Origin of the sequence: Ruixingdingia sedimenti (genome assembly GCF_031432425.1) — a bacterium.
GTDB classification, from domain to species: Bacteria; Pseudomonadota; Alphaproteobacteria; order Rhodobacterales; family Rhodobacteraceae; genus Ruixingdingia; species Ruixingdingia sedimenti.
In genome coordinates, this window is record NZ_JAVKPH010000008.1 from 1 (window position 1) to 23,291 (window position 23,291).

Annotated in this window: 16 protein-coding genes; 2 read left to right on the forward strand and 14 right to left on the reverse strand. The window is 68.1% G+C overall.

The annotated features are described in order from the left end of the window. Positions 1-152 precede the first annotated feature (152 nt). The 11 genes from RGD00_RS08985 to RGD00_RS09035 form a co-directional block, all read right to left on the reverse strand. The gene (locus RGD00_RS08985; RefSeq protein WP_310456985.1) at positions 153-773 is read right to left on the reverse strand and encodes an ANTAR domain-containing response regulator; all 621 of its coding nucleotides are present in this window, start codon (positions 771-773) and stop codon (positions 153-155) included. Positions 774-820: 47 nt separating this feature from the next. Continuing rightward, positions 821-1,984: a transporter substrate-binding domain-containing protein gene (locus tag RGD00_RS08990; protein ID WP_310456986.1), complete on the reverse strand. Its 1,164-nt coding sequence runs from the start codon at positions 1,982-1,984 to the stop codon at positions 821-823. Continuing rightward, complete coding sequence (locus tag RGD00_RS08995; protein WP_310456987.1) at positions 1,971-3,113, reverse strand: AAA family ATPase; 1,143 nt, start codon at positions 3,111-3,113, stop codon at positions 1,971-1,973. The genes RGD00_RS08990 and RGD00_RS08995 overlap by 14 nt, the downstream gene beginning before the upstream one ends. A gap of 59 nt (positions 3,114-3,172) precedes the next feature. Continuing rightward, positions 3,173-4,213 (reverse strand): aliphatic amidase, encoded by a 1,041-nt coding sequence (locus RGD00_RS09000; RefSeq protein ID WP_310456988.1) that lies wholly within the window; start codon positions 4,211-4,213, stop codon positions 3,173-3,175. A gap of 58 nt (positions 4,214-4,271) precedes the next feature. Further along, positions 4,272-4,967 (reverse strand): urea ABC transporter ATP-binding subunit UrtE, encoded by a 696-nt coding sequence (gene urtE, locus RGD00_RS09005; RefSeq protein WP_310456989.1) that lies wholly within the window; start codon positions 4,965-4,967, stop codon positions 4,272-4,274. Positions 4,968-4,977: 10 nt separating this feature from the next. Further along, positions 4,978-5,706, reverse strand: a complete 729-nt coding sequence (gene urtD, locus RGD00_RS09010) for an urea ABC transporter ATP-binding protein UrtD (protein WP_310456990.1) — start codon at positions 5,704-5,706, stop codon at positions 4,978-4,980. Continuing rightward, a complete protein-coding gene (gene urtC, locus RGD00_RS09015; RefSeq protein ID WP_310456991.1) occupies positions 5,703-6,830 on the reverse strand; it encodes an urea ABC transporter permease subunit UrtC in 1,128 nt (375 codons plus the stop codon). Before urtC ends, urtD begins: the two co-directional genes overlap by 4 nt. A gap of 10 nt (positions 6,831-6,840) precedes the next feature. Continuing rightward, positions 6,841-7,710 (reverse strand): urea ABC transporter permease subunit UrtB, encoded by an 870-nt coding sequence (gene urtB / locus RGD00_RS09020; RefSeq protein WP_310456992.1) that lies wholly within the window; start codon positions 7,708-7,710, stop codon positions 6,841-6,843. A gap of 114 nt (positions 7,711-7,824) precedes the next feature. Beyond that, complete coding sequence (locus tag RGD00_RS09025) at positions 7,825-9,033, reverse strand: transporter substrate-binding domain-containing protein (RefSeq protein ID WP_310456993.1); 1,209 nt, start codon at positions 9,031-9,033, stop codon at positions 7,825-7,827. Between the two features lie 351 nt (positions 9,034-9,384). Next, positions 9,385-11,418, reverse strand: a complete 2,034-nt coding sequence (gene pbpC, locus RGD00_RS09030) for a penicillin-binding protein 1C (RefSeq protein WP_310456994.1) — start codon at positions 11,416-11,418, stop codon at positions 9,385-9,387. After that, a complete protein-coding gene (locus RGD00_RS09035; RefSeq protein ID WP_310456995.1) occupies positions 11,415-16,856 on the reverse strand; it encodes an alpha-2-macroglobulin family protein in 5,442 nt (1,813 codons plus the stop codon). The genes pbpC and RGD00_RS09035 overlap by 4 nt, the downstream gene beginning before the upstream one ends. 167 nt (positions 16,857-17,023) lie before the next feature. On the opposite strand from RGD00_RS09035, the gene RGD00_RS09040 reads away from it, so the two are divergent. After that, the gene (locus tag RGD00_RS09040; RefSeq protein ID WP_310456996.1) at positions 17,024-19,576 is read left to right on the forward strand and encodes a hybrid sensor histidine kinase/response regulator; all 2,553 of its coding nucleotides are present in this window, start codon (positions 17,024-17,026) and stop codon (positions 19,574-19,576) included. 194 nt (positions 19,577-19,770) lie between these two features. Here RGD00_RS09040 and RGD00_RS09045 read toward each other — a convergent pair whose 3' ends face one another. Genes RGD00_RS09045 through RGD00_RS09055 form a run of 3 tightly spaced genes read right to left on the reverse strand, consistent with a single transcriptional unit; the run spans position 19,771 to position 22,521 of the window. Further along, on the reverse strand, positions 19,771-20,136 hold the full coding sequence (locus RGD00_RS09045; RefSeq protein WP_310456997.1) for an ASCH domain-containing protein: 366 nt from the start codon (positions 20,134-20,136) through the stop codon (positions 19,771-19,773). A gap of 21 nt (positions 20,137-20,157) precedes the next feature. Then, the gene (gene recQ, locus RGD00_RS09050) at positions 20,158-22,209 is read right to left on the reverse strand and encodes a DNA helicase RecQ (RefSeq protein WP_310456998.1); all 2,052 of its coding nucleotides are present in this window, start codon (positions 22,207-22,209) and stop codon (positions 20,158-20,160) included. A 24-nt stretch (positions 22,210-22,233) separates the two neighbouring features. Next, the gene (locus RGD00_RS09055; protein ID WP_310456999.1) at positions 22,234-22,521 is read right to left on the reverse strand and encodes a YggT family protein; all 288 of its coding nucleotides are present in this window, start codon (positions 22,519-22,521) and stop codon (positions 22,234-22,236) included. A 129-nt stretch (positions 22,522-22,650) separates the two neighbouring features. Between RGD00_RS09055 and RGD00_RS09060 the strand changes: the two genes are divergently transcribed. Beyond that, complete coding sequence (locus tag RGD00_RS09060; protein ID WP_310457000.1) at positions 22,651-23,226, forward strand: thioesterase family protein; 576 nt, start codon at positions 22,651-22,653, stop codon at positions 23,224-23,226. The last annotated feature ends 65 nt before the right edge of the window (positions 23,227-23,291 follow it).

Consider the following 23,291-nt stretch of genomic DNA (forward strand, 5'->3'; position numbering starts at 1 on the left):
CCCCGCAGGATCCGACACCGACGACGCATACAGACGCGCGTAGCCATCAGCGTCAAGGTGCGCCGTGGACGTGAATTCGGGAGAAGCGTGATGGATGGTTTCGTGTTGGCTATGGGCAGGCATGCTTTCTTCTCCTCGTTTCCGTCCGGGGGTCATTCCCGGCCATCCTTCTTTTCGACCACCAGCTTGCTGAGAAGCCCGTCGGCGTTGATGATCGCATTCGCGATCTCTATCGTGGAACTGCGCCGGGACATCGCATGGCTGCGGATCACGCGATAGGCGTCCTTTTCATTGATGCCGTGATGCCGCATCAGGATGAATTTCGCCTCGGTGATGATATGGACATGTTCCAGCTTCTGGCGCAGCTTTTCTTCGTTCTGCGCCGCCTCGATGCGTTCCTGCCAGGCATGGCGGGCCATCATCATCGAACTCAGCACCCCGAAGGCGCGCAGGGGTTTGGAAATCACCGCCTGCACGCCCAGTTCCAGGATGCAGCCCAGGACCGAGGGGTTTTCATAGCCGATCAGCCCGATCAGCGTCGGGCGCTGGTCGGGGCGGTGCGAGAAAAGCTTGGCCAGCGCCGGGGGAATGGATTCCTTCACCTCGACGAAAACGATGTCGACCATCGGCGGCAGGTTTTCCGGCAATAGCCAGAGCGCCTCGACATTGCAGCCGATGCGGTTGAGTTGCTGGATGAGGTCGTCCGCGTCCGAATCCCGCGGATGCAGTACGAGAACGTTCAGGCTCCGTAGATTGCTGATGATGTCTGGCATCCTGACCCAGGCTCTCCCCCATGCCCGTCCGATCCTACCCGTATTCCCTAGGACTTCGCGGTCTTTCTCAGGCGCAGCCGCCGGTCGTTGAGGTCGGGTGTGACCAGGTAGGGATCGGGCTTGACGGCCCGCACGACCTCTCGCTGCACGATGAATTCGCCGTGGCTGTCGACCCGCGCGATCCGCGAATGCAGATAGGTGTGGTTGTTGTCGGGGTCGATCTTGACCTGTCCCTGCGGCGCATCCCAGGTGGAACCGAGCAGGCATTCGCGCAGCAGGTCGGTATCGAGGCGGCCGACCTTGGAAAGTGCCGCGGCGAACATCCGGGTCTGGAAATACGCCGCCTCGGCGCAGCTTGTGGCCATGATCTCTTTCCCGAACTGTCGTTCGTAATTTTCCAGGAACCGCCGGTTCGCCTCGCCGCCGATGCTGCGGAAATAGGGGGCGGCGGTGATGTTGCCGGCCGCGGCCTCTGCCCCGATGCGGCCGATCTCTGCCTCGTTCGTGGTCAGGCTGGCGATGGGAACCTTGAGCGCGTCATGCCCCGCGGCGTGATAGGCGCGATAGAAGGCGACGGTCATCTCGCCCACCACGGTGGAAAAGATCACGTCGGGCTTCTTTTCGGCGATGTCGGCCAGAACGGGGCCGAACATTTCCGGGCCGCCGTCGAAGGGCAGATAGACCTCGCCCAGAACCTCGCCCCCGCCCTGACGCAGGATGTTGCGCATCACCCGGTTGGATTCGCGCGGATAGATATAGTCGGAGCCCACGAAGTAGAAACGATTGCCGTAGTTTTCCAGCAGATAGCTTGCCAGCGGCACGCTGTTCTGGTTGGGGCAGGCGCCGCCGTAGATGACGTTCGGGGAATATTCGAACCCCTCGTAGAGCGTGGGATAGAAGAACAGCGCATTGCGGCGTTCGACCACGGGCAGCACTTCCTTGCGCGCCGACGATTTGTAGCAGCCGATCAGCACGCGGACGTGATCCTCGACGATCAGCTTTTCGGCCATCCGGCCGTATTCCGAAGGCACCGATCCCGGATCGCACAGAACGGGTTCCACCATCCGGCCCGCAACGCCCCCGGCGGCGTTGATTTCATGGATGGCCAGCAGCACCCCGCATTTCTGCGACCGTTCGATGATCGCCGTCGGCCCGGTATCCGAAAAGAGGACGCCGAGTTTCCAGGGACTGCGTGAGTCAATTGCGCACATGCTCTGATCTGTCCTGAATGGTCCCGCTGCGGAACGTCACCTCGCCATGTCTGTATTCCGCCACGAATGGGTGAAGCTCCTCCTGCACCGATCCACTGCCCAAAAAATACCTTGCGAAGGGAATTTCGACGAACCGCCGTACCGCGCGGCGCAGCGAACGCGCGCCGAACTGGCGGTCGAACCCCTCCTGCGCGATATGGTCGCGCAACGACGGGGCGAGTTCAATATGGCACAGGTGCTTGGCGAGCCGCCGGTTGAGCTTTTCCAGTTCCAGCGAGATCAGGGTGTCGACATCGGCGCGGTCGATCCAGTCGAACACATCCACATGGTCGATGCGGTTGACGAATTCGGGTGGAAACTTCTTCAGCAGCGCCTTCTGCGCGATGGCCTCGGCCCGTTCGCGGTGGGTGCCGCGCTGGAACAGGCGGTGGAAGGGGTTCTCGGCGGCCTCCGCCTCGCGCCGCAATTCCTCGGCCCCGAGGTTCGAGGTCATGAAGATGATCGCGTTGCGGAAGGAATAGGTGCGTTCGCCCGACGCCGTGGTCAGGATCCCGTTGTCGAAGATGTTCAGCAGCGACAGAACCACCTCGGGGCTGGCCTTTTCCAGTTCGTCGAACAGCACGATCCCGGGCTTGTCGCTGGTGCCCTCGATCTTTTCCTGGTCGAGGATCGTGCGTCCCTCTTTCGACCCGACATAGCCGGGCGGGGCGCCGGAAATCGCGGCGGCGTAATGTTCCTGCGACAGGGTATTCATGTCCACCCGGCAGAGCGCATCGGCATCGCCGTGGATCGCCCGGGCCAGCACGCGCACCAGTTCGGTCTTGCCCACCCCCGTGGGGCCGAGCAGGAGCGAGGTGTAAAGCGGCCGGCGCGGGTCGGCGATGTCGGCGCGCACGATGCGCAGCATGTCGATCACCGCGGTCACGGCATCGGGCTGGCCGATGATCTCGCGTTGCAGAAGATGGGCGATCAGGTCCACGTCGAACCTGAACCGGCTGACGAACCCGCCGCTGCCAGAGGTGCGATGGGCGCCCACCACATCTTCGGCGGCAAGGGTTTCGGTCCGCAGGGCCTCGGTATCCAGCTTGCGCCGCTGTGTATCCGCCAGCATGTCGTTCAGGAACGGCATTCGACTGTCTCCTTGGTGGTGCGGCAGGCGGCCGAAGGGGGGCCGCCTGCCGCCGGCCGTCAGGCTTCCTGTTCCTTGGCGTTGTTCGGCAGGCTGCCCACCGGGCAGGATGCGACGCCGATGGTGGTGCGGGTGAAGGCCTCCACCTGTTCGCGCGCCTTCTGTGCGTCCGTGACCCAGGTCCTGTAGAACTCGAACGGGCAGTCGGCAATGCCGTGGTCGCCGTCGCCCGCCGCATGCACCCCGGTATAGCCGCGGTGCAGCAGCTTGAAGAGGTGGTTCTGCGACTGGTCGTTGGCTCGGGCGTCGCGGATTTCCGGGATCGACAGCTGCGCGTACTGGATGCCGTATTCCTCTTCGCCGCATTCGCCGAGCGTCCGGCCGTCGAAGCCGATGATCGCCGAATGGCCGAAATAGCAGTAGACGCCATCGAAGCCCGCCGCATTCGCCACCGCGACATAGCAGTTGTTCGCCCAGGCCATGCATTTGGCCATGGTGATCTGCTGGTCCTTGGCCGGGTACATGTAGCCCTGGCAGCGCACGATCAGTTCCGCCCCCTTCATCGCGCAGTCGCGCCAGATTTCGGGATAGTTGCCGTCGTCGCAGATGATCATCGACACCTTGAGGCCCTTCGGCCCCTCGGCCACCGAGGTCGCACCGCCGGGATACCAGCCCTCGATCGGGCACCAGGGCAGGATCTTGCGATAGGTGTTTACGATCTCGCCCTTGTTGTTCATCAGGATGAGCGTGTTGTAGGGCGGCTTGCGCGGGTGATCCTCGTGCCGTTCGCCGGTCAGCGAAAAGACGCCCCAGACATTGGCCTTGCGGCAGGCGCGGGCAAGGATCTCGGTTTCCTCGCCGGGGATGGTGACGGCGGTGTCATACATCTCCTTTTCGTCGTACATGATGCCTTGCAGCGAATATTCCGGGAAGATCACCAGATCCATGCCCGGCAGGCCCTGTTTCATCCCGACGATCATCTCGCCGATCTTGTTGGCGTTTTCGGCCACTTCGGCGCGGGTGTGCAGCCGAGGCATCTTGTAGTTCACGACAGCGACACCGACCGTATTCGGGCTGCTGGAAATGTCCCCGTGTCTCATGGGGTTCTCCTCTCTCTGGTTGGACGATGACTTGCCTGCCGTTCCTTCGGCTGGCGGATCAGAAGGTCAGGTGCCGTTCCGCAACCTCGTCGGAAAGGTCGGCCCCTGTCCCGCTGATGGCGACGCGCCCCTTGTCCATCACGACGAAACGGTCGGAAACCGCGCGCGCAAAGGGCACATTCTGTTCGACAAGCACCACGGTCAGCCCGAATTCGCGGTTCAGGCGGACGATCACGTCATGGATCTGCTTGACGATATTGGGCTGGATCCCCTCTGTCGGTTCGTCGAGGATCAGCAGTTTCGGGTCCATCGCCAGCACCCGGGCGAAGGCCAGCTGCTGTTGCTGCCCGCCCGACAGGTCGCCCCCGCGCCGGTCGATGAAATCCTTGAGGATGGGGAACAGTTCGAACACCAGTTCGGGAAGAACCCGCTTGCCGTCGGTGCGGGCATAGGTGCCCATCACGATGTTCTCGCGCACGGTGAAGCGGGGGATGATCTCGCGCCCCTGCGGGATATAGCCGATGCCAAGGCGCGCGCGTTCGTCGGTGCGCATGCGGGTGATGTCCTGCCCGTTGAAGGTCAGCCGGCCTTCCAGCTTGTCGGTCAGGCCCATGAAGCTGCGCATCAGGGTGGTCTTGCCCACCCCGTTGCGGCCCAGAACGCTCAGCAGTTCGCCTTGACGCAGGGAAAAGCTGACGTCTTGCAGGACCGGGCTCTTGCCGTAATAGGAATAGAGGTTGGTCGCCTCGATCATGGTTCTGCCCTCAATGTCCCAGGTAGACGGCCTTGACGCGCGGGTCGGCCTCGATCTGCGCGATGGAGCCCTCGGCCAGAAGGCCGCCCTGGTTCATCACGATCACCCGTTCGGCCACCTGGCGGACGAACTGCATGTCGTGTTCCACCACGATGATCGTGTGCGTGCCCTTGAGCCGGTTGAAGATGTCGGCGGTCTTGAGCGTTTCCTGAATGGTCATGCCCGCGGTGGGTTCATCCATCAGGATCAGCTTGCTGTCCTGCGCCAGCAGCATGGCGATTTCCAGCCACTGGGTCTGCCCGTGCGACAGGTTGCCGGCGCGGGTGTCGATCAGGTCGATCAGCCCGACAAGGTTCAGGATCTCGCGCACCCGGCCGGTCAGCGGCGTGCGGAACACCCGCAGCGCGTTCAGGATACCGGGGCGCCGCGACCGCGCGACCTCGATGTTTTCCAGCACCGTCAGGCCCTTGAACACCGAAGGCACTTGGAACTTGCGCCCGATCCCGTGGCGGGCCCGGCGGTATTCCTTCAGGTGGGTGATGTCGTGCCCCTCGAACACGATCCGCCCGCCGGTCGATTGCGTCTTGCCGCAGATCAGGTCGAGCGTGGTCGATTTCCCGGCCCCGTTCGGGCCCAGAAGGCACAGCAATTCTCCCTTGCGCACCGTGATGCTGAGGTCGTTGACGGCCTTGAGCCCGCCGAACTGCACCGTCAGGTTGCTGATTTCCATCAGGTTCATTGCGTGGCCTCCTGCGCGGGCATGGCGGCGGTCTCTGTCCGGGCGGCGGGCCGGGGGGCGGGTTTCGCCCCCCGCAGGCTGCGCATCAGCCGGCGTGCCGTCGCATCCACCAGCCCGAACAGGCCGCGCGGCAGGAACAGCACGAAGAGGATGAACAGGATGCCCAGCATCAACAGCCAGCTTTCCACGAACATGTCGGAAAGCCGCCCCTCGGCCATATTCACCAGGATCGCGCCCGATGCCGCGCCGAACAGCGATTCCCGCCCGCCCACGGCGACCCAGATCACGATGGCCAGGCTGAATGCGACGCCGATATAGGTGGGCGAGGCGAATTCGAGCACGAGTGCGTAAAGCATCCCCGCCCAACCCGCGATGGCGGCCGACAGGCAGAACACGAAGGTCTCATAGCGCGCGACGTCATAGCCGAAATAGCGAACCCGCATGTTGTCCTCGCGGATGGCGCGCAGGATCAGCCCGACCTTGGACCGCACCACCAGCATGCCCACCACCAGCGCCGCGATCAGACAGCCCGCGACGAGGTAGTAGAAGGACAGGCTGTAGGTATCGACGGTCCAGCCGAACAGCGTCAGCGGCGCAAGCCCCGTCAGCCCGTTCTGCCCGCCGGTGAAGCGTTGTTCCTCGATGAACACCAGCTGCACGGCGACAAGGAAGGCCAGCGTGATGATGGCGACGAACACCCCGGTGATCCGGGCGCGGAACATGAAGATCCCCATCACCCCAGCCACCAGCGCCGGCACCGCCAGCCCCGCGATCAGCGTCACGGGCAGCGAATGGAAGATGGTCCAGAACCACGGCAGGCTGTCGACGTTGTTCCAGCCCATGAAATCCGGCAGGCCGCCGGGGTTGCCCGCGCTTGCCTTCAGTTTCAGGTGCATCGCCATGATATAGGCGCCGATGCCGAAGGTCGCCGCCTGCCCGAGGTTCAGGATCCCCGCCGTCCCCCAGGACAGCGCCAGCGCGGCGGCGACGATGGCCAGCGACAGATAGCGGGCGAAGGTGTTCAGCTCGAACCCGTCGAAGCCGAGCGCGGCAGGCACCCCGAGCAGGATCACGGCCACGAACGCCAGATGCCCCAGATAGTCGAGTTTGTTGGTACGGTTCATCGGTCGGACCTCAGCGCCGGACGGTTTGCGGGAACAGGCCCGCAGGCCGGAAGCGGATGAACAGGATGATGGCGACCAGAACGGCGATACGGCCCGTCGTGTCGTTCATCAGCATGGAAAAGAACGCGGTGGTTTCCCCCACCACACCGGATGCGACGGCGGTGCCCGCGATGCTGCCCACGCCGCCCACGACGACGACCAGGAAGGCATCGACCACCAGATAGGTGCCCATCGACGGCGTGGTGTTGACCAGCGGCGCGATCAGCGCCCCGGCCACGCCCGCCAGCGCGGCGCCATAGGCGAAGGTCATGGAATAGACCCGTTCGGCCCGGATGCCGTAGCATTCCGAAATCTCGCGGTTCTGGATCACGGCGCGCAGCTTGCGGCCGAATTCGGTGCGCGCCAGCAGCGCCCAGGTGGCGACGAAGATCGCGATGGCGAACAGCAGCACGAAGATGCGGTAGTTCGACATCACCACATTGCCGATGATGACATTGCCGGTCAGGAATTCCGGCCCCGCGACGAAACGCGATTCCGGCCCGATGAACATCCGCACCAGTTGCTGCAACACGATGCCGATGCCCCAGGTGGCCAGGATCGTGTCCAGCGGGCGGCGGTAAAGGCGGTGGACGATCCCCCGCTCGATCAGCCAACCCACGGCCCCGATCACCAGGAACACCACCGGCAGCGCCGGCAGCAGGCCGATGCCCAGAAAGGTCTGCAACGCCCAGGTCACATAGGCGCCCAGCATGACGAATTCGCCATGCGCAAGGTTGATGACGCCCATCGCGCCATAGATGATCGCCAGCCCCAGCGCGACCATGAGCAGGATCGAGGCCATGCTGGCGCCGGCAAACAGCTGATTGATGATGGTTTCCATGTCTGTCACTCGCAGCCCGGCGGTGGACGGCGCCCGGCAAGGGGCCGCCGTCCGGTGCCGGACAGGCCGCCCGGCACCGCTGGTTCGGTTGATGGATGGGAAGCGTCGCGCCGGTCAGGCGCGTTTCAGCCCCTCGCCGGTGCAGGTCTCGCCCTCATAGGCCCAATAGGGGTCCGGGGCGACGCGTTCGGCCGACTGGCGCAGGATCTCGGCCTGCCCGTCGCTTTTCCAGCGGGCGACCTTGGGCCACAGATGGGTGTGCAGGTTCTCGTCCACCAGCACCTCGCCCTGCGGCGCCTGGATCGTCAGGCCCACCGCCGCATCGCGGATCGCGGTCGGCGTGATCGCCGCGGGGTCCAGCTTCTCCATCGCGGCCTTGAACTGGTAGATCTGGAAATAGGCCGCCTCGGACACGAAATGCGTCACGGAATCGCCGCCATAGCGGGATTTGTACGCCTCGACGAAGCGTTCGTTCTCGGGCGACTGGTGGCCCATGAAATAGGGCGCGGACGAGAAGTTGTCGACCGCCGCCTCGCCCCCGATCGCGGCGACCTCGATTTCCGAACGGGTGAGGCTGGCGCAGGGCGTCTTGGTCCGGTCGAAGCCCGCGGCATGGTACTGGCGCGCAAAGGCCACGTCGCTGTCGCCCACGAGCGTGAGGAAGATGACGCTCGGCCCGGTGGACCGGATCCGGTTGATGATCGAGCTGAAATCCGAATGCCCCATGGGGACGTATTCTTCGTGCACGACCTCGCCGCCATGCCGTTCCAGCAGCATCCGGCAGACGTTGTTTTCTTCCTTCGGGTACACATAGTTGTTGCCCAGAAGATAGAACTTGCCGCCGAAGGTCTCGATCAGCCACGGGATCAGGTCCTGTTGCTGCTGGTTCGGGCAGGCGCCGCCATACATGATGTTGCGCGAACATTCGCGCCCCTCGTACAGCGTCGGATACCAGTAAAGGCCCTGACGCTGTTCCACCACCGGCATCACCGCCTGACGGCTGGCAGAGGTGTAGGATCCGAACACGCTCACGCATTTGTCGCGGATGAACAGGCGCCGCGCGCGGTCGGCATAGGTGGCGGGGTCGGAGGCCGGGTCCTCGATGAAGGTTTTCAACTGCATGCCGTGGATCCCGCCGGCGGCGTTGATTTCCTCGATCGCCAGCAGCGCCGCGTCATGCAGCGTGCGTTCCACCACCGCGACCTCGCCGGTCAGCGAGAACAGCAGCCCCACCGGGATCTCGCCCCCCTGCGCCCAGACCTGCCGTGTGGTGGTCAGCAGCGCCGGGGCGGACAGCCCGCCAACGGCGCCAAGCGTTCCCATCGCGCCAAGGCGCGTCAAAAAAGTCCGACGTTTCATCGGATCGTACTCCATGTTGGTGATTTTTGTCGCGAACGCAAAAAACCCTGCGGACAGCATCATCATTGATGCGGTTCGCAAGGCTGCATTGCCTGATTATATGGAGATCTCTGTTGATCTCTGGGTAATATGATTGCGCGAGAACCGGATTCGATGCAAGAAAAAATAATCGAGCCGAATCATGTATTTAGTACACAGTATACGAAAGAAGGTGTGACAGCCTGCCGCGATTCGCGCCACCCCATGACTTCATCTTGCCGGAAATACTCCGGGGGTCCGGGGGCTGGCCCCCGGCACCGACCCCGCCCCCAAGACCTACGGCAGCAACCGCACCCCCACCCGCGCCGCCCGGCCCTGCGCGTCGATCACCGCCAGCGTCACGAACCCCGGCCCGGAAAGCGGCAACAACACCTCGCGCGCGCCTTCGCCCACGGCCAGCGGGCGGCCATCGGCCAGCCAGGTGAAGGGCGCGTCGCCGCCGCGCACCCGCGCCATCAGCGGCCCGCCGTCCAGCGCGACCTCTGCCCCGTCGGGGGGAAAGGCGACCTCGGGCGCGCCCGGGGCGGCGGCGAAGGCGGCGTTGCGGGGGCGGAACCGTTGCAGGGGCGGCGGCAGGCCCGCGTTCGGCACCAGCAGCGTGGCGGGCGGCGGCGGGGGCAGGGGGTCGAAGCCGGGCTTGATGCGGGTGAAGGTCTGGAACAGCACCGGCGCCGCCAGATCGCCGCCGAAGGCCCCCGGCACCGGCGTGCCGTCGGCCCGGCCCATCCAGACGCCCGCCACATGCCGCCCGTCGAACCCCACCGCCCAGGCATCGCGGTGGCCATAGCTGGTGCCGGTCTTGTAGGCCAGCCGGTCCGCCGGCGCGCCGGGCGGCGGGGCGACGCCCGACAGGATGTTGCCCACCTGCCATGCCGCCACCGCCGATACGACGCGATCCCCCGCCGCACCCTCGCCCGTCACCCGCAGGGGCAGGGCCGCCCCGCCCCGGGCCAGCGCCGCGTAAAGCTGCACCATGTCCGCCAGCGTCACCCCCACGCCGCCAAGCGCCACCGCCAGCCCCGGTCGCCCCTCGGGCAGCACCGCCCGCACCCCCGCCCGCCGCAGCCCGGCCAGCAGCCGTTCCGGCCCCATCGCATCGGTCAGCAGCACCACCGGGATGTTGAGCGAGGCTTGCAGCGCCTCTTTCACCCGCACCGTCCCCCGGAACACCCGGTCGAAGTTCTGTGGCGCATAGCTGCCGAAGGCGACCGGGCGGTCCTCGATCATGGTTTCGGGATGCGCCAGCCCCTCGTCGAAGGCCAGCGCATAGACCAGCGGCTTCAGCGTCGATCCGGGCGAACGCAACGCCTGCGTCATGTCCACGAACCCCTGCCGCGCATCCGCCTGATAGGCGGCGGAACCGACAGAGGCCAGCACCGCGCCCGACCGATGATCAGCCACCAGCAGCGCGATCTGCAGCCGGTCGCCCTGTCCCGCCACGGCCTCTGCCGCCAGCCGTTCCAGTTGCGCCTGCAAGGTCACGTCCAGCGTGGTGCGGTGGCGGCGCAGCGCGGGGTCGGCGGCGACCAGCCGGTCCGCCAGATGCGGGGCGAGCATGGGGAAGGCCCGGCGCGCCGTGGGCACCGTTTCACGCCGTGCCGCGGCGGCGGTCGCGGCGTCGATCAGCCCCGCAGCCTCTGCCCGCGCCAGAACCCGGTCGCGCCCGGCCGCAGCCGCCTTGGGGGCGCGGTCGGGGCGGCGGGATTCGGGCGCCTGCGGCAGGGCGACCAGCAGCGCGGCCTCGGCCGGGGTCAGGCGGCCGGGTTCCTTGCCGAACCACGCCAGCGCCGCGGCCCGCACCCCCTCGATATTCCCGCCATAGGGCGCAAGATGCAGGTAGAGCGACAGGATCCGATCCTTGCCCAACACCCGTTCCAGCGCCAGCGCCACGCGGATCTGGCGCAGCTTGCCGGGCAGACGGCCCGTCCCGCTGTCCTCCAGCAGCCGCGCCACCTGCATCGTCAGGGTCGATCCGCCCGACACCACCCGGCCGGCGGCCAGCGCCTGCACCCCCGCCCGCAGCAGCGCGCGCAGGTCCACCCCGGGGTGGCTGTAGAACTGCCGGTCCTCATAGGCCAGCAGCAGCGACACGAAGAACGGGTCCACCTGCGCCGGTTCCGCCGCCAGCCGCCAGCGGCCGTCAGCCACCATGTAGGCGCGCAGCAGCCGCCCGTCGCGGGCCAGAACCTCGGCCCCCGTGTCCACCGTCAGCGCCGGCAGATCGGTTGCCGCGACCCAGCCGTCCACCCCGTCCCGCGCCGCGGCGGCAAGCCACAGGCCCGCCGCCAGCGCGAAAAGCCAGCGGCTCATTCCGCCACGATCACCCGGCCCGCGTCGGTATGGGCGCGGTACGCCGGGCGGTACATGTCCTCGACGCTGGCCGCCGGGTGGTGAAAGCTGCCGGGCGTCACCGCGCGCACGATATAGGCCAGCCGGATCGTGCCGTCGCCGCGCTGATCGACCGCGGAAACGAAGCGGTCCTGCCGGAATTCGGCATGCTGCACATCCTCGGTCAGTTCCAGCCAGTCGAGCGCGGACACCTGCCCGTCGCGCAGCAGGTTGGGGTTGTCGATTTCCCACCCGGCGGGCAGGGGGTCGGTGATGACCAGCCGCGCCTCGGTATCGGCGAAGGGATCGACCTCGATCACCGTCACCAGGCGGGTGCCGGGGGCCACGTGGTCGGGCGTGGTCTCCTCTCCCTCCAGCGTATAGTGACTGCGGCGGATGGCATAGCCGTTGCCGCTGGCGGGTTCCGGCACCTCGGACACGCCGAAGGTGGAAACCGTCAGCTGCGTGGCCGCGCTGCCGGTGTTGGCCACCGTCACCGGGGCCGCCGCATCGTCCAGCAGCCGCACCAGCGGCCCGGCAACCGGCGTACCGTCCAGCACCAGCCCCTCGGCCCCCGGCTGGCCGATCAGCGCATGGGTGGCCAGCAGGGTCCAGGCGGCTTCCTGCGTCGACAGCGCCCGGTGGCCCGCCCGCGCCGCGATGCGTTCGGTCAGCGCCGCGCGGTCCACCGCATTGCTGCCCGATTCCGTCGCCAGCGCCAGCACCGCCGCCGAATCCCGCAGCGCGGTGCCATAGTCGGCCCGCCAGACCTGCCCGTCATCGGCACCGCCCGCCAGCAGGCGCGCCGCCCGGGCGAACATCGCATCCGCCCGCGGCTGGTCGCCATACATCGCCAGCGCCGCGCCCAGTTGTGCCGCACCGATGGGGGTGGTGAAGGCGTCGCCCTTCACATCCGCATAATAGCGCAGGTCGCCGATCGCCGCCGCGCCTTCGCGCGCCAGAACCATCAGCGCATAGGCCAGATCGCCGCCGCCTTCCTCGAAATCCTCGGTATAGTTCACCCGCGTCCGCAGGTTGTCGAGCGCGGCGCGGAAGGCGGTCTGCGGCACCTCGAACCCCTGCACCCGGGCGCGCGACAGGAAGTCGGTGACGTAGGAATCGAGCCACAGGTCGCCGGTATAATCCGCCGACCACAGGCCGAAACCGCCCTCGGTGGTCTGGTTCAGCAGCACCTCGGCCACCGCCTGCCCGATGCGTTCGCGCAGGTTGCCGGCGCCCGGCAGGTCCATCGCCCGCGCCACCTGATCGAAATAGAGCAGGGGCAGCGCGCGCGACGTCACCTGTTCGGTGCAGCCATAGGGATAGCGGTCCAGCGCCGCCAGCAGGCCGGGCGCGTCGAACCGCGCCACCGGCCCCGCCGCCAGCGTCGCCGTGGCGGACCCGGGCAGAAGGCCCGCGAAGATGTCGCGATCCACCGTCAGCGTCTGGCCGGGGCCAAGGTCGAACCGGCTGACGCGCACGGTTTCGGGGTCGTTCACCTGTACCGGCAGGGCCAGCGTTTTCGTCAGGCGGCGGCCGTCGGGGGTGGTCAGCACCACTTCCAGCCGCGCCACGCCGCCCACCCCGGTACTGACCGGGACGGACACCACGGCCTTGCCGCCCTCTGCCAGATCCACGCCCGAGGGCACGGGGCCGAGGCTCAGGCCCTCTGCCGTCACGTCGAGGCTCATCCGCCCCGCCGGTCCCTTGGTATGGTGGATTTCCAGCAGCAGCCGGCTTTCGTCGCGCGGGTCGAGGAAACGCGGCAGGCTGGCCGTCACCACCACCGGGTCGCGCACCAAAACGTCTGCCTCTGCCTGCCCGACGCCGGTGGGCGACCATGCGACGGCCATCACCCGCACGGTGCCGTTGAAGGCGGGCAGGTCGAAGCTGACCCGCGCATGGCCATCCGCGCCGACCTCCACCGGGCCGGTGAAATAGGCCACCAGTTCCTCGGTGGGCGGCGGGGCCTGCAACCGCGCGCCAAGGCCCGCGTCGCCGCCCGAACGCACGGCGCCCGTGGCCCCGTTCATCCCGTCGATCAGCCGGCCGTAAAGGTCGCGGATACCGACCCCCAGCTTGCGCTGGCCGAAGTAATGGCCCGCCGGATCGGGGCTTTTGAACGCGGTGAGGTTGAGGATGCCCACATCCACCGCCGCAACGGTGACATAGGCCGTCTCGCCGGGTTGCACGCCCTCCACCTTCACGGCGATGTCCAGCGGCGCGCGCGGGTCGGATTCGGCCGCGACTTCCACCACCGTGTCCAGCCGCCGCTTGCCCGGGTCGATCGCCGCATGCGCCAGCCCGATCGCACGGGCCGGCAGCCGCCCCGCCGCCGCATCCATCGGCCGCAGGACCGATGCGGTGACATAGACCCCCGCGCCCCAGTCGTCGGTGACGGGCAGGTCGATGAGGTTTTCGCCCTCGGCCACCTCGACCGCCTTCATCGCGATCAGCCGGTTCGACAGCACCGTCACCAGCGCCGTCCCCGCCGCCCGCGGCACCAGCCGCAGCCGCGCCGTATCGCCCGGCGCATAGGCGGGCTTGTCCAGCGACAGTTCCAGCGTGTCGGGCGTGCTGGTCGTATCCGCCGCCGCATACCACCCCGCGCTGAACCGCAGCGCGGAGGACGCGCGCGTACCGTCGGCGCGTTCCACCGTCAGCTCGTATTCGCCCCATTGCACCGGCACCGCGATTTCGGCGGGCCCGGCGGCGGTCAGCGCCGCCTCGCCCTCGGCCACGCGGGCGCGGGTGGTCACGGGTTCCCAGTTCCAGTCGCCGTACTGGCTGTACCACTGATAGCGCGTCTCGATCCGGTCGAGCCGCCATTTCACCGGCATCGCCGTGGGCGTCAAATCGGGCGAAACCGCCAGCAGCGAAAACCGCGCCTCGGCGCCTTCGGCCACCACGCCGTCGAAGCCGGGCCGGATGCCGATCATCGCAGCGGCGGGCCGCACGGGGCGGATGACCTCGCGTTCCACCGGGCGGCCGGACCCTTCCGACAGCCGCAGACGGATCCGCGCCTCCAGCGGGCGGCCGGGGTCGGGCAGGTCGGGCAGCACGGCGGTCACGGTCGCGGTGCCGTCGTCGCCGGTCTGCTGGCCGTATTCCACCGGCTCCATCACCGCGTTGAACGGGTCGTCCGCGCGGCCGAACCGATAGCCGGGAAAGGCGGCAAGCCCATCGGCGGCGCGCAGGATCGCCTCGCCCTCGATCGCCAGCCCGGCGCCGGGCGCGCCGAACAGATAGCGGGCATCGACGCCCAGTTCCGCCACGCCGCCCACCGTCAGCGGGGTATCGGCGAGCGTCAGGTTGAAGTCGATGCGCTCGGGCAGGAAATCCTCGACCAGAAAGGTGCGCGCGGTCAGCGGCGGGGCCTCGGGGTCGGCCAGAACCTCCATCCGCCAGACGCCGCGGGGGGCGGACCCCGCGATGGGCATCGAAAACACATGCCCGCCCGCGCCCGCATCGGGCACCAGCGCGCGGGAATATTCCACCCCGTCGGGGCGTTTCAGCACCGCCGTCAGCGGCAGGCCGGTGATCGCAGCCGCCTGTGAATCGCGCGCCAGCGCCGTGGCATGCACGGTTTCCCCGGCGCGATAGGCGCCGCGGTCGGTGGTCAGGAACACGTCGATGGGGGGTGCTGCCTCGCGCCCCTCCACCCCGCGGTCGGACAGGTCGAATTCGGGGTCCGTCAGCGACAGGAAGGCGGTGTCGGTGTCGCCCTCCGTCACCGTCACCAGCCCGGGCGCGGACGACCCCGTGCCCCGGGTCAGCCCCTCGGGGAAACGGGCATGGCCCTGATCGTCGGTCGTCACCCGGCCCAGTTCGCGGTTGGCGCGGGAAAACAGCGCGACCTCCACCCCCGCCTTGGCCCCTGCGGTGGCGAGGCTGCGCACGAACACATGCAGCCCGTCCACCCCCGACAGGGTGGTCATACCCAGATCGGAAATCACGAACCACTGCCAGCCGCGCGGCACGTCATAGGGATCGGTCCCCGGCACCTCTGCCTTCAGCGCATAGATGCCGGCGGGCAGACCTTCCAGCGCCGCATCCAGCGGCAGGCGGGTGGTCACGTCGCGGTTGACCTCCATCGGCACCTCGGCGCTGCCGGACCACAGCTTTTCGGCGATCTCGGTGCCGAAATCCTCGACCCGCCACGCCTCCATCGGGGTGCCGAAATAGCGGTTCTGGATCGACCGCAGCAGGTTGCGGTCGCTGACGCGGTAAAGTTCCAGATCCAGCGCCGTGGTGTTCACCGTTTCCACCGGCAGCGCGGCCTGCCCCGTGCGCGGCAGCACATAACCGCGGCCCGGAAACCGCACCCCGGGGTTGCGGTCGCGGACATAGGCGGTGACGGCCACCGATTTCGCCATCGCCTCGCCATTCGCCGCCGGCAGCCCCTCGCGGAAGGTCAGGGTGTAGCGTTTGCCATGGGTCAGCCCGGCGACGCACAACTGCCGCCATTCGCCCGGTTCCACCGTCAGGCCGGGTTCGGGCAGTTGCACATAGGGGGTGTAGTCGAACCCCTTCTCGATCAGTTGCTCGGTGAACACGGCGCAGACACGGGGCCGGGCCAGATCGCTTTCGACCATGTGTTCCTCGATGCGGAACCCGTAAAGGCCCACCAGCCGGTCCAGCGACGCCGCGGTGTCGTCGCGCGGTTGCAACTGCTGCGCCAGCCGCAGCGCCGGGATCCCGTCGCGGCCGCGGCCCGCGCGCTCGAACCCCCGGGCGATCACCAGCAGCGCGTTGTGGCGGATCGCGGCGCCCGAGGCGCGCAGATAGGCGTTCACCGCCGCAGTGGCGGCGCGGCGGGCGAATTCGCGCGATTCGCTGCTATTCTGGTCCACCGGGATTGCCATCAGAATGCGGGCATATTCGACCCAGTGTTCCGCCGAATCGGTCGCATTCGCCGCCGCGCCCATCAGGTTCGCGGCGCGGCGCGGGTCGCCTTCGGCCCCGGCGGCCGCCGCCAGATCGGCGCCCGACAGGCCATTCACCAGATGCGCCCGCCCCAGATCGCGCGCCTGCCGCAGCGCCGCCTGCAGGTCGGACGGCGACAGGAACGCCAGTTCCCCCGCCCGTTCCGCCGCACGCGCCTTCGCGGCGGCATCGGCGGCGATCACCCGGCCCGCATAGGCGCCGCGATAGGGGGCGGCCGCGCCCGGGTCGGCCTTGGGAAAACACGATCCGTTGCGGCTGTTGAAGGTCAGCGCCGTGCATTGCGCATTGGACAGACAGGCGCGTTCGCAGGCCTCCAGCGTGGTGTCGAGGATCGTTTGCAGATCGCCCCCGGGCAGGTCTGTATCCTCGCTCAGCACGATGCGGCGATCGGGGATCAGGTCCTGCGCGGCCAGCGGCGCGGGGGTTGCGGTCAGCACGGCCAGAATACCGAGGGCCCGAAGAATGGCACGCATCACAACCTCCTGCCTGAAATCAGCCGCGATGCTGCCACGCAGCCCCGGGGTCTGGCAAGCGCGCCCGCGGTGTTTTCGGTTCGTTCCGGTTAACCGCACGTTCACCCAGAGCGCGGATGGTGGGCCCCGGGTGAAAGACCCGCGACGGAACAGCCGGCAGAATCGGAATGGACATCACGGAACGGTTGGCAAGGGAACGCAGGGGGCGTCTGGCGGCGGAACGGCTGCTGGAACAGAAAAGCCGCGAGCTGTTCGCCGCCAATGAAAAGCTGGCGATGCATGCGCGCGCGCTGTCCGACCAGATCGTGGAACAGCGTCAGGTCGTCGCCTCCGCCCGGTCGGAGGCGGAGGCGCTGAAGGGCCAGAACACCCGCTTCCTGTCGGATCTGGAACGCGCGCATACCGCGGCGGTGATGGCCGAACGGCGGCTGTGGGATTCGATCAACACCATCCGCGACGGTTTCGCCGTGTTCGACGCGAACCAGCGGATGGTGGCCGCGAACCGCGCCTATCTGCAACCCTTCGGCGGGCATGCAGAGGCCGCACCCGGCATCGCCTACGCCGATCTGCTGCGCCTTGCGGGCGAACGCGGCGTGATCGACACCGAAGGGCAGGAGGTCGACGCCTGGGTCGCCCGCATGCTGGCGCGGTGGGACAGCGACCCGATAGAACCCGTGGTCGTCCGCTTCACCGCCGGTATCTGGGTGCGGCTGGTGGACCGGCGCGCGCGCGACGGCGACATGGTGACGCTCGCGCTCAACATCACCGACCAGATGCGCATCCTCGCCGCGATCGAGGCCATACCGGACGGTTTCGTCCTTTTCGACAGGGAACGGAGGCTCATCATGGCCAACCAGCACTTCAAGGAAATGATCCCCGCCATCGCCCCCCACGTCCAGCCCGGCGTGACGGTCGAGGATCTGTTGCGCGCCGGCATCGCCGGCGGCGCCTTCGCCGAGGCGGGCGGGCGGGAAGAGGAATGGCTTGCCGAACGCATGGCCCATTACCACGCGGCAGAAGGCGAACTGGTCGTGCGCACCAGCGACGACCGCTGGCTGCGCTTTCTCGACCGCGCGACGCCCGATGGCGGCCGGGTGGGCCTCAGGATGGACATCACCGAACTCAAGGCCCACGAGGCGGCGCTCGAATCCGCCCGCAAGGCCGCCGAGGCCGCGAACCGCGCCAAATCCGCCTTCCTCGCCAACATGAGCCACGAAATCCGCACCCCCATGAACGGGGTCGTCGGCATGGCCGAACTGCTGTGCGACACCGCGCTGACCGAGGAACAGCGGCTTTTCGCCGAAACCATCAGATCCTCGGGCGAGGCGCTGCTGGTCATCATCAACGACATCCTCGACTATTCCAAGATCGAGGCCGAAAAGCTGACGCTCTTCCCCGAACCCTTCGATCTGGAACGCACCATCCACGAGGTGGCGATGCTGCTGCAACCGCGCGCGCGGGCGAAGGGGATCGACCTCTTGATCGACTTCGACATGTTCCTGCCCACCCGTTTCGTGGGCGATCCCGGGCGGCTGCGGCAGGTGCTGACCAATCTGGTGGGCAATGCGGTGAAGTTCACCGAAAAGGGCCATGTGCTGATCCGCGTCGTGGGGATCGAGGCGGAACAGAAATGCCAGCAATTGCACATCACCGTGGAAGACACCGGCATCGGCATCGCGCCCGAACACCTCGACCACATCTTCGGCGAATTCAACCAGGTGGAGGACGAGGCGAACCGCAAGTTCGAAGGCACGGGGCTGGGCCTCGCCATCACCCGGCGGCTGATCGAACGGATGGAGGGCGCGGTCTGGGTCGAATCCGAACCCGGCAAGGGGTCCTGCTTCGGTTTCCGCCTGATGCTGCCGGTGGCAGAGGACGCCGCCCCCGGCCCCCGGGTGCCGATCACGCTTGCCCGCGCGCTGGTGGTGGACGACCAGTTCATCAACCGCACCATCCTGGAACGGCAACTGGCGACGGCGGGGGTGGCGGTCACGCTCTGCCGGTCCGGGGCAGAGGCGCTGGAGGTGCTGGCCCGCGACCCCGGCCACGACGTGGTGCTGACCGATCACGACATGCCGGAAATGGACGGGCTGGTGCTGGCCGCGCGGATCCGGGCGGCGGGGCATGCGATGCCCATCGTGCTGCTGTCGTCGAACCCCGCGCAGGCGCGCGAAGGCGCGGGGGCCGAGGAACTGGCGGCGATCCTGCAGAAACCGCTTCTGCGCAGCGAGTTGTTCCGGCGGTTGCAGGCGCTGTCCATGCCCGCACCCCCGCCGCCGCCCCTGCCCGCCGAAACCGCCGGGCGCCGCGCCATGCGGGTGCTGGCGGCAGAGGACAACCGCACCAACCAGCTGGTGTTCCGCAAGATGGTGCGCGATCTCGACATCGACCTGAGCTTTGCCGGCAACGGCCGCGAGGCGGTCGAGATGTGGCAGGAATTGCAGCCCGACATGATCTTCATGGACATCTCGATGCCAGAGATGGACGGGCGCGAGGCGGCCCGCGCCATCCGCCGGCTGGAGGAAGGCACCGGCCGCCACGTGCCCATCGTCGCGCTGACCGCCCATGCGATGGACGGCGACGACGAAGGCATCCTTGCCGCCGGCATCGACCGCTACATGACCAAACCCCTGCGCCGCAACGCGATCGGCGAAGCCATCGCCAGCCTCTGCCCGCCCGAGGCGCGGCCCATCCTGATCCAGGAGGAAACCGGGGAGTGACCTTCGGCGGTGGTGCGGGTGGAAAGGTCGGCGGCCTCCGGCGGGGATATTTGGGGACAGAAAATGAAGCCGCCGCGTCTTCATCGGATGCGCCTTTCCTCATTTTCTGTCCCTAAATATCCTCAGGGGGTGAATTGGCGCAGCCAAGAGGGGGCAGAATGCCCCCTGCACCGCTTGCTGCAGGCGCGGCGGGGTCAGCGAAGGGGGCTGTCGAGCGTGACCTCGTAGATCCCCCGTGCTGCGGCGACCCTCGGCCCGCAGGTCAGCGGTCGGATATGGGTCAGTTCCCAGGCAAGCCAGCCGTCTTCGAAAGATCCGGCGCAGGCGGCGGCCATGTCGGCGGGGGTGAAGAGGCGGATGCGGGCGACCCGCACGACCGCCACCGCGCGGCCATCGGGGTCTTCTTCGCCGTCATGGCGAAGGAAGCGGCGGTTCTCGACGATCAGCAGATCTTCGGCCGGGGACAGGCCGGGGGACCAGCGCCTGACCTCCAGCGTTTTCAGCCCCGCGGCGATCCGGCTGCCGCCCGGCTGGACGATGGAGAGCGCCTTGATCCGCATCGTCCCGACCGCCGCCGCGCGCTATTCTTCCCGCAGCGCCGCCAGAAAGGCCGCGCCGAAGCGTTCGGTCTTCTGCGGGCCCATGCCGCCGATCCGTTCCAGATCCGCCAGCGTTGCCGGGCGGGTTTCGGCGATGCGGGTCAGGGTGGCGGTGGTGCAGCCGAGGTATTTGCCCGTCCCGTCCGCGCCGCGCGCCAGATCGGTCTGGATCTGCACCAGCCGGTCCAGCAGCGCCCCCGCGGGCCGGCCGGCCAGGCGCATCCGCGCCGGATGCACCGCGGGCACATCCGCGCCGGTGATGACCTCCAGAAACGCCGCGCCATAGCTTTCCAGCTTCTTCGCCCCCACGCCGGTGATGCCCGCCATCGCGTCCAGCGTCGCCGGGCGGCGTTCGGCCATTTCGATCAGCGTGCGGTCGGTGAAGACGACATAGGCGGGCACGCCCTGCGATTCCGCCAGCGCCCGCCGCTTGGCCTTGAGCGCGGACAGAAGTGGCGCGTCCTCTTCGCCCACCATCGCCTTCACCGCCGGGCGCGCGCGCGCGTCCAGCACGTCGCGGCGCAGCCGGATCGGCTGTTCGCCGCGCAGGATGGGGCGGGCGGCGTCGGTCATGCGCAGGGCGCCGTGGCGTTCGGGGTCGGGGCGGATCAGGTCGTGGCCCATCATCTGACGGAAGACGGCGGACCAGACGGGTTTCGTCAGCTCGCGCCCCACGGCGAAGGTGGGCAGCTGGTCGTGGCCCCGTTCGCGCACCCTGGCGGTGGCGTTGCCGGTCAGGATATCGATCAGATGCCCCGCGCCGAACCACTCGCCGGTCCGCAGGATGGCCGACAGCGCCTTGCGCACCGCTTCGGTCGCGTCGAACACCTCTGCCGGGCGGTCGCAGAGGTCGCAGTTGCCGCAGGGCCCCGGATCCTCGCCGAAATAGCGCAACAGCGACTGGCGGCGGCAGCCCACGGCCTCTGCCAGACCCAGAAGCGCGTTGAGCCGCCCGTGGTCGGCCGCCTTGCGTTCGGGGGGTGCGAGGCTTTCGTCGATCTGCGCCCGGCGCAGGCGGATGTCGTCGGCGCCATAGAGCGTGAGGGTTTCCGCCGGCGCCCCGTCGCGGCCCGCGCGGCCGATTTCCTGATAATAGCCCTCGATCGACTTCGGCAGGTCGGCGTGCGCGACCCAACGGATGTCGGGCTTGTCGATGCCCATCCCGAAGGCCACGGTGGCGACGACGATCAACCCGTCTTCCTGCTGGAACCGCATTTCCACATGGCGCCGCTCGTCCGCATCCAGCCCGCCGTGATAGGCGCAGGCGGGGTGGCCGGCCTCGCGCAGCGCCTGGGCCAGCGTTTCGGTCTTGGCCCGCGTGGCGCAATAGACGATGCCGGAAAGGCCCCGGCGGCGGGCGGCGAAGGCGAGGATCTGGTCGCGCGGCTTGTCCTTGGGCGCGAAGGCAAGGTGGATGTTCGGCCGGTCGAACCCGCGCAGGAAGGTTTCGGGCGGCTGACCGTCGAACAGCCGCGTGACGATTTCCGCCTGCGTTTCGGCGTCCGCCGTGGCGGTGAAGGCGGCCAGCGGCACATCGAGCGCGCGCCGCAGATCGCCGATGCGCAGGTAATCGGGGCGGAAGTCGTGGCCCCACTGGCTGACGCAATGCGCCTCGTCCACCGCGATCATGGTGGTGCCGATCCGGCGCAGCATCGCCGCCGTGCCCCCCGCCGCCAGCCGTTCGGGCGCCATGTAGAGCAGTTTCAGCCGCCCTTCATCCAGCGCGCGGAACACCTCTTCCGTCTCGGCCTCGGTATTGCCGGAGGTCAGCGCCCCCGCCTCTACCCCCACGGCCCGCAGCGCGCGGACCTGATCGCGCATCAGCGCGATGAGCGGCGAGATGACCACCGTCACCCCGGGACGGCACAGCGCGGGCAACTGATAGCACAGCGACTTGCCCCCGCCCGTCGGCATGATGGCCAGCGTGTTGCGCCCGGCGGTGACGGCCGACACGATGTCCTCTTGCCCCGGGCGGAATTCGGAAAAGCCGAATACCTGCGCCAGCAGGCTGCGGGCCCGGGGCGGTTCGGCCATCGCTGTCTGCGCCGCGCCCACGGGTCAGTAGAACAGGGCGGCGTTGTTTTGCAGGACGATCCGCAGCGCATAGACCGCCAGCAGCACCGCCAGCGGCGCAAGGTCGATCCCCGCCACCGCGGGCAGCACCGCGCGGATGCGGGAATAGACCGGATCGAGCAGCCGGTTGATGCCGTCCCACACCTGCGCGACCAGCGGCTGGCGCAGGTTCAGCACCTGAAAGGCGATCAGCCAGCTGAGGATGATATGGGCCAGGATCAGGAACCATACGAGGTCGAGGATCAGCAGCAGGATTTGCAGGATCGAGGTCATGGTCCGGGCCCTTCGCCAAAGCGTCGTGGCCAGAGGTAGCCGCAGCCGCCGCCAAGGGCAACCCGGGATGGGCAGCGATGCTTGACCGCAGCCGCCGGATCGGGCAGGCGCAGGGGCAAGGAGACCGCGATGTACCCATTCTTCCGTTTCGCCGCCGCCGTCGCCCGCGCCCGCCGCGCCCCCCGCATCGGCCTGTTCGAGGCCACGGCGTCCGACCACTGGTGCCTGCCCTGGGATCTGGACCCCTGGGTGGAACTGAACAACGGCCGCACGCTGACGCTCTATGATCTGGGGCGGATCCCCTTTGCGGTGCGGGTCGGGTTCCACGAGGCGATGCAGGCGAACCGCTGGGGGCTGACGGTGGCGGGGGTATCCGTCCGCTATCGCCGCCGCGTGCGGGCGATGGAGAAATTCAGCATCGTCACCCGCATGCACGGCTGGGACGACCGCTTCATCTATATCGACCAGAGCATCTGGAAGGGCGCCGAATGCGCCAACCAGATGTTGCTGCGCTGGGCGCTGACCGGGAAGGGCGGGATCGTACATCCCGCGCGGCTGATCGAGGCGGTGGCGGGTCCGCAGGACAGCCCGCCCCTGCCCGGCTGGGTCGCCGCCTGGATCGCGGCGGATGCCGAACGCCCCTGGCCGCCCGAACCGGGCCCGGGGGCCGGTGCGCCGGGGGTTGCGCAGCGGCGGCCGGGGTGATCTTGTCGCCGGCGAGGGTGCCGTAACGGCAACCAGGCCGGGCAGGTGGAAACGGCATAGGCATG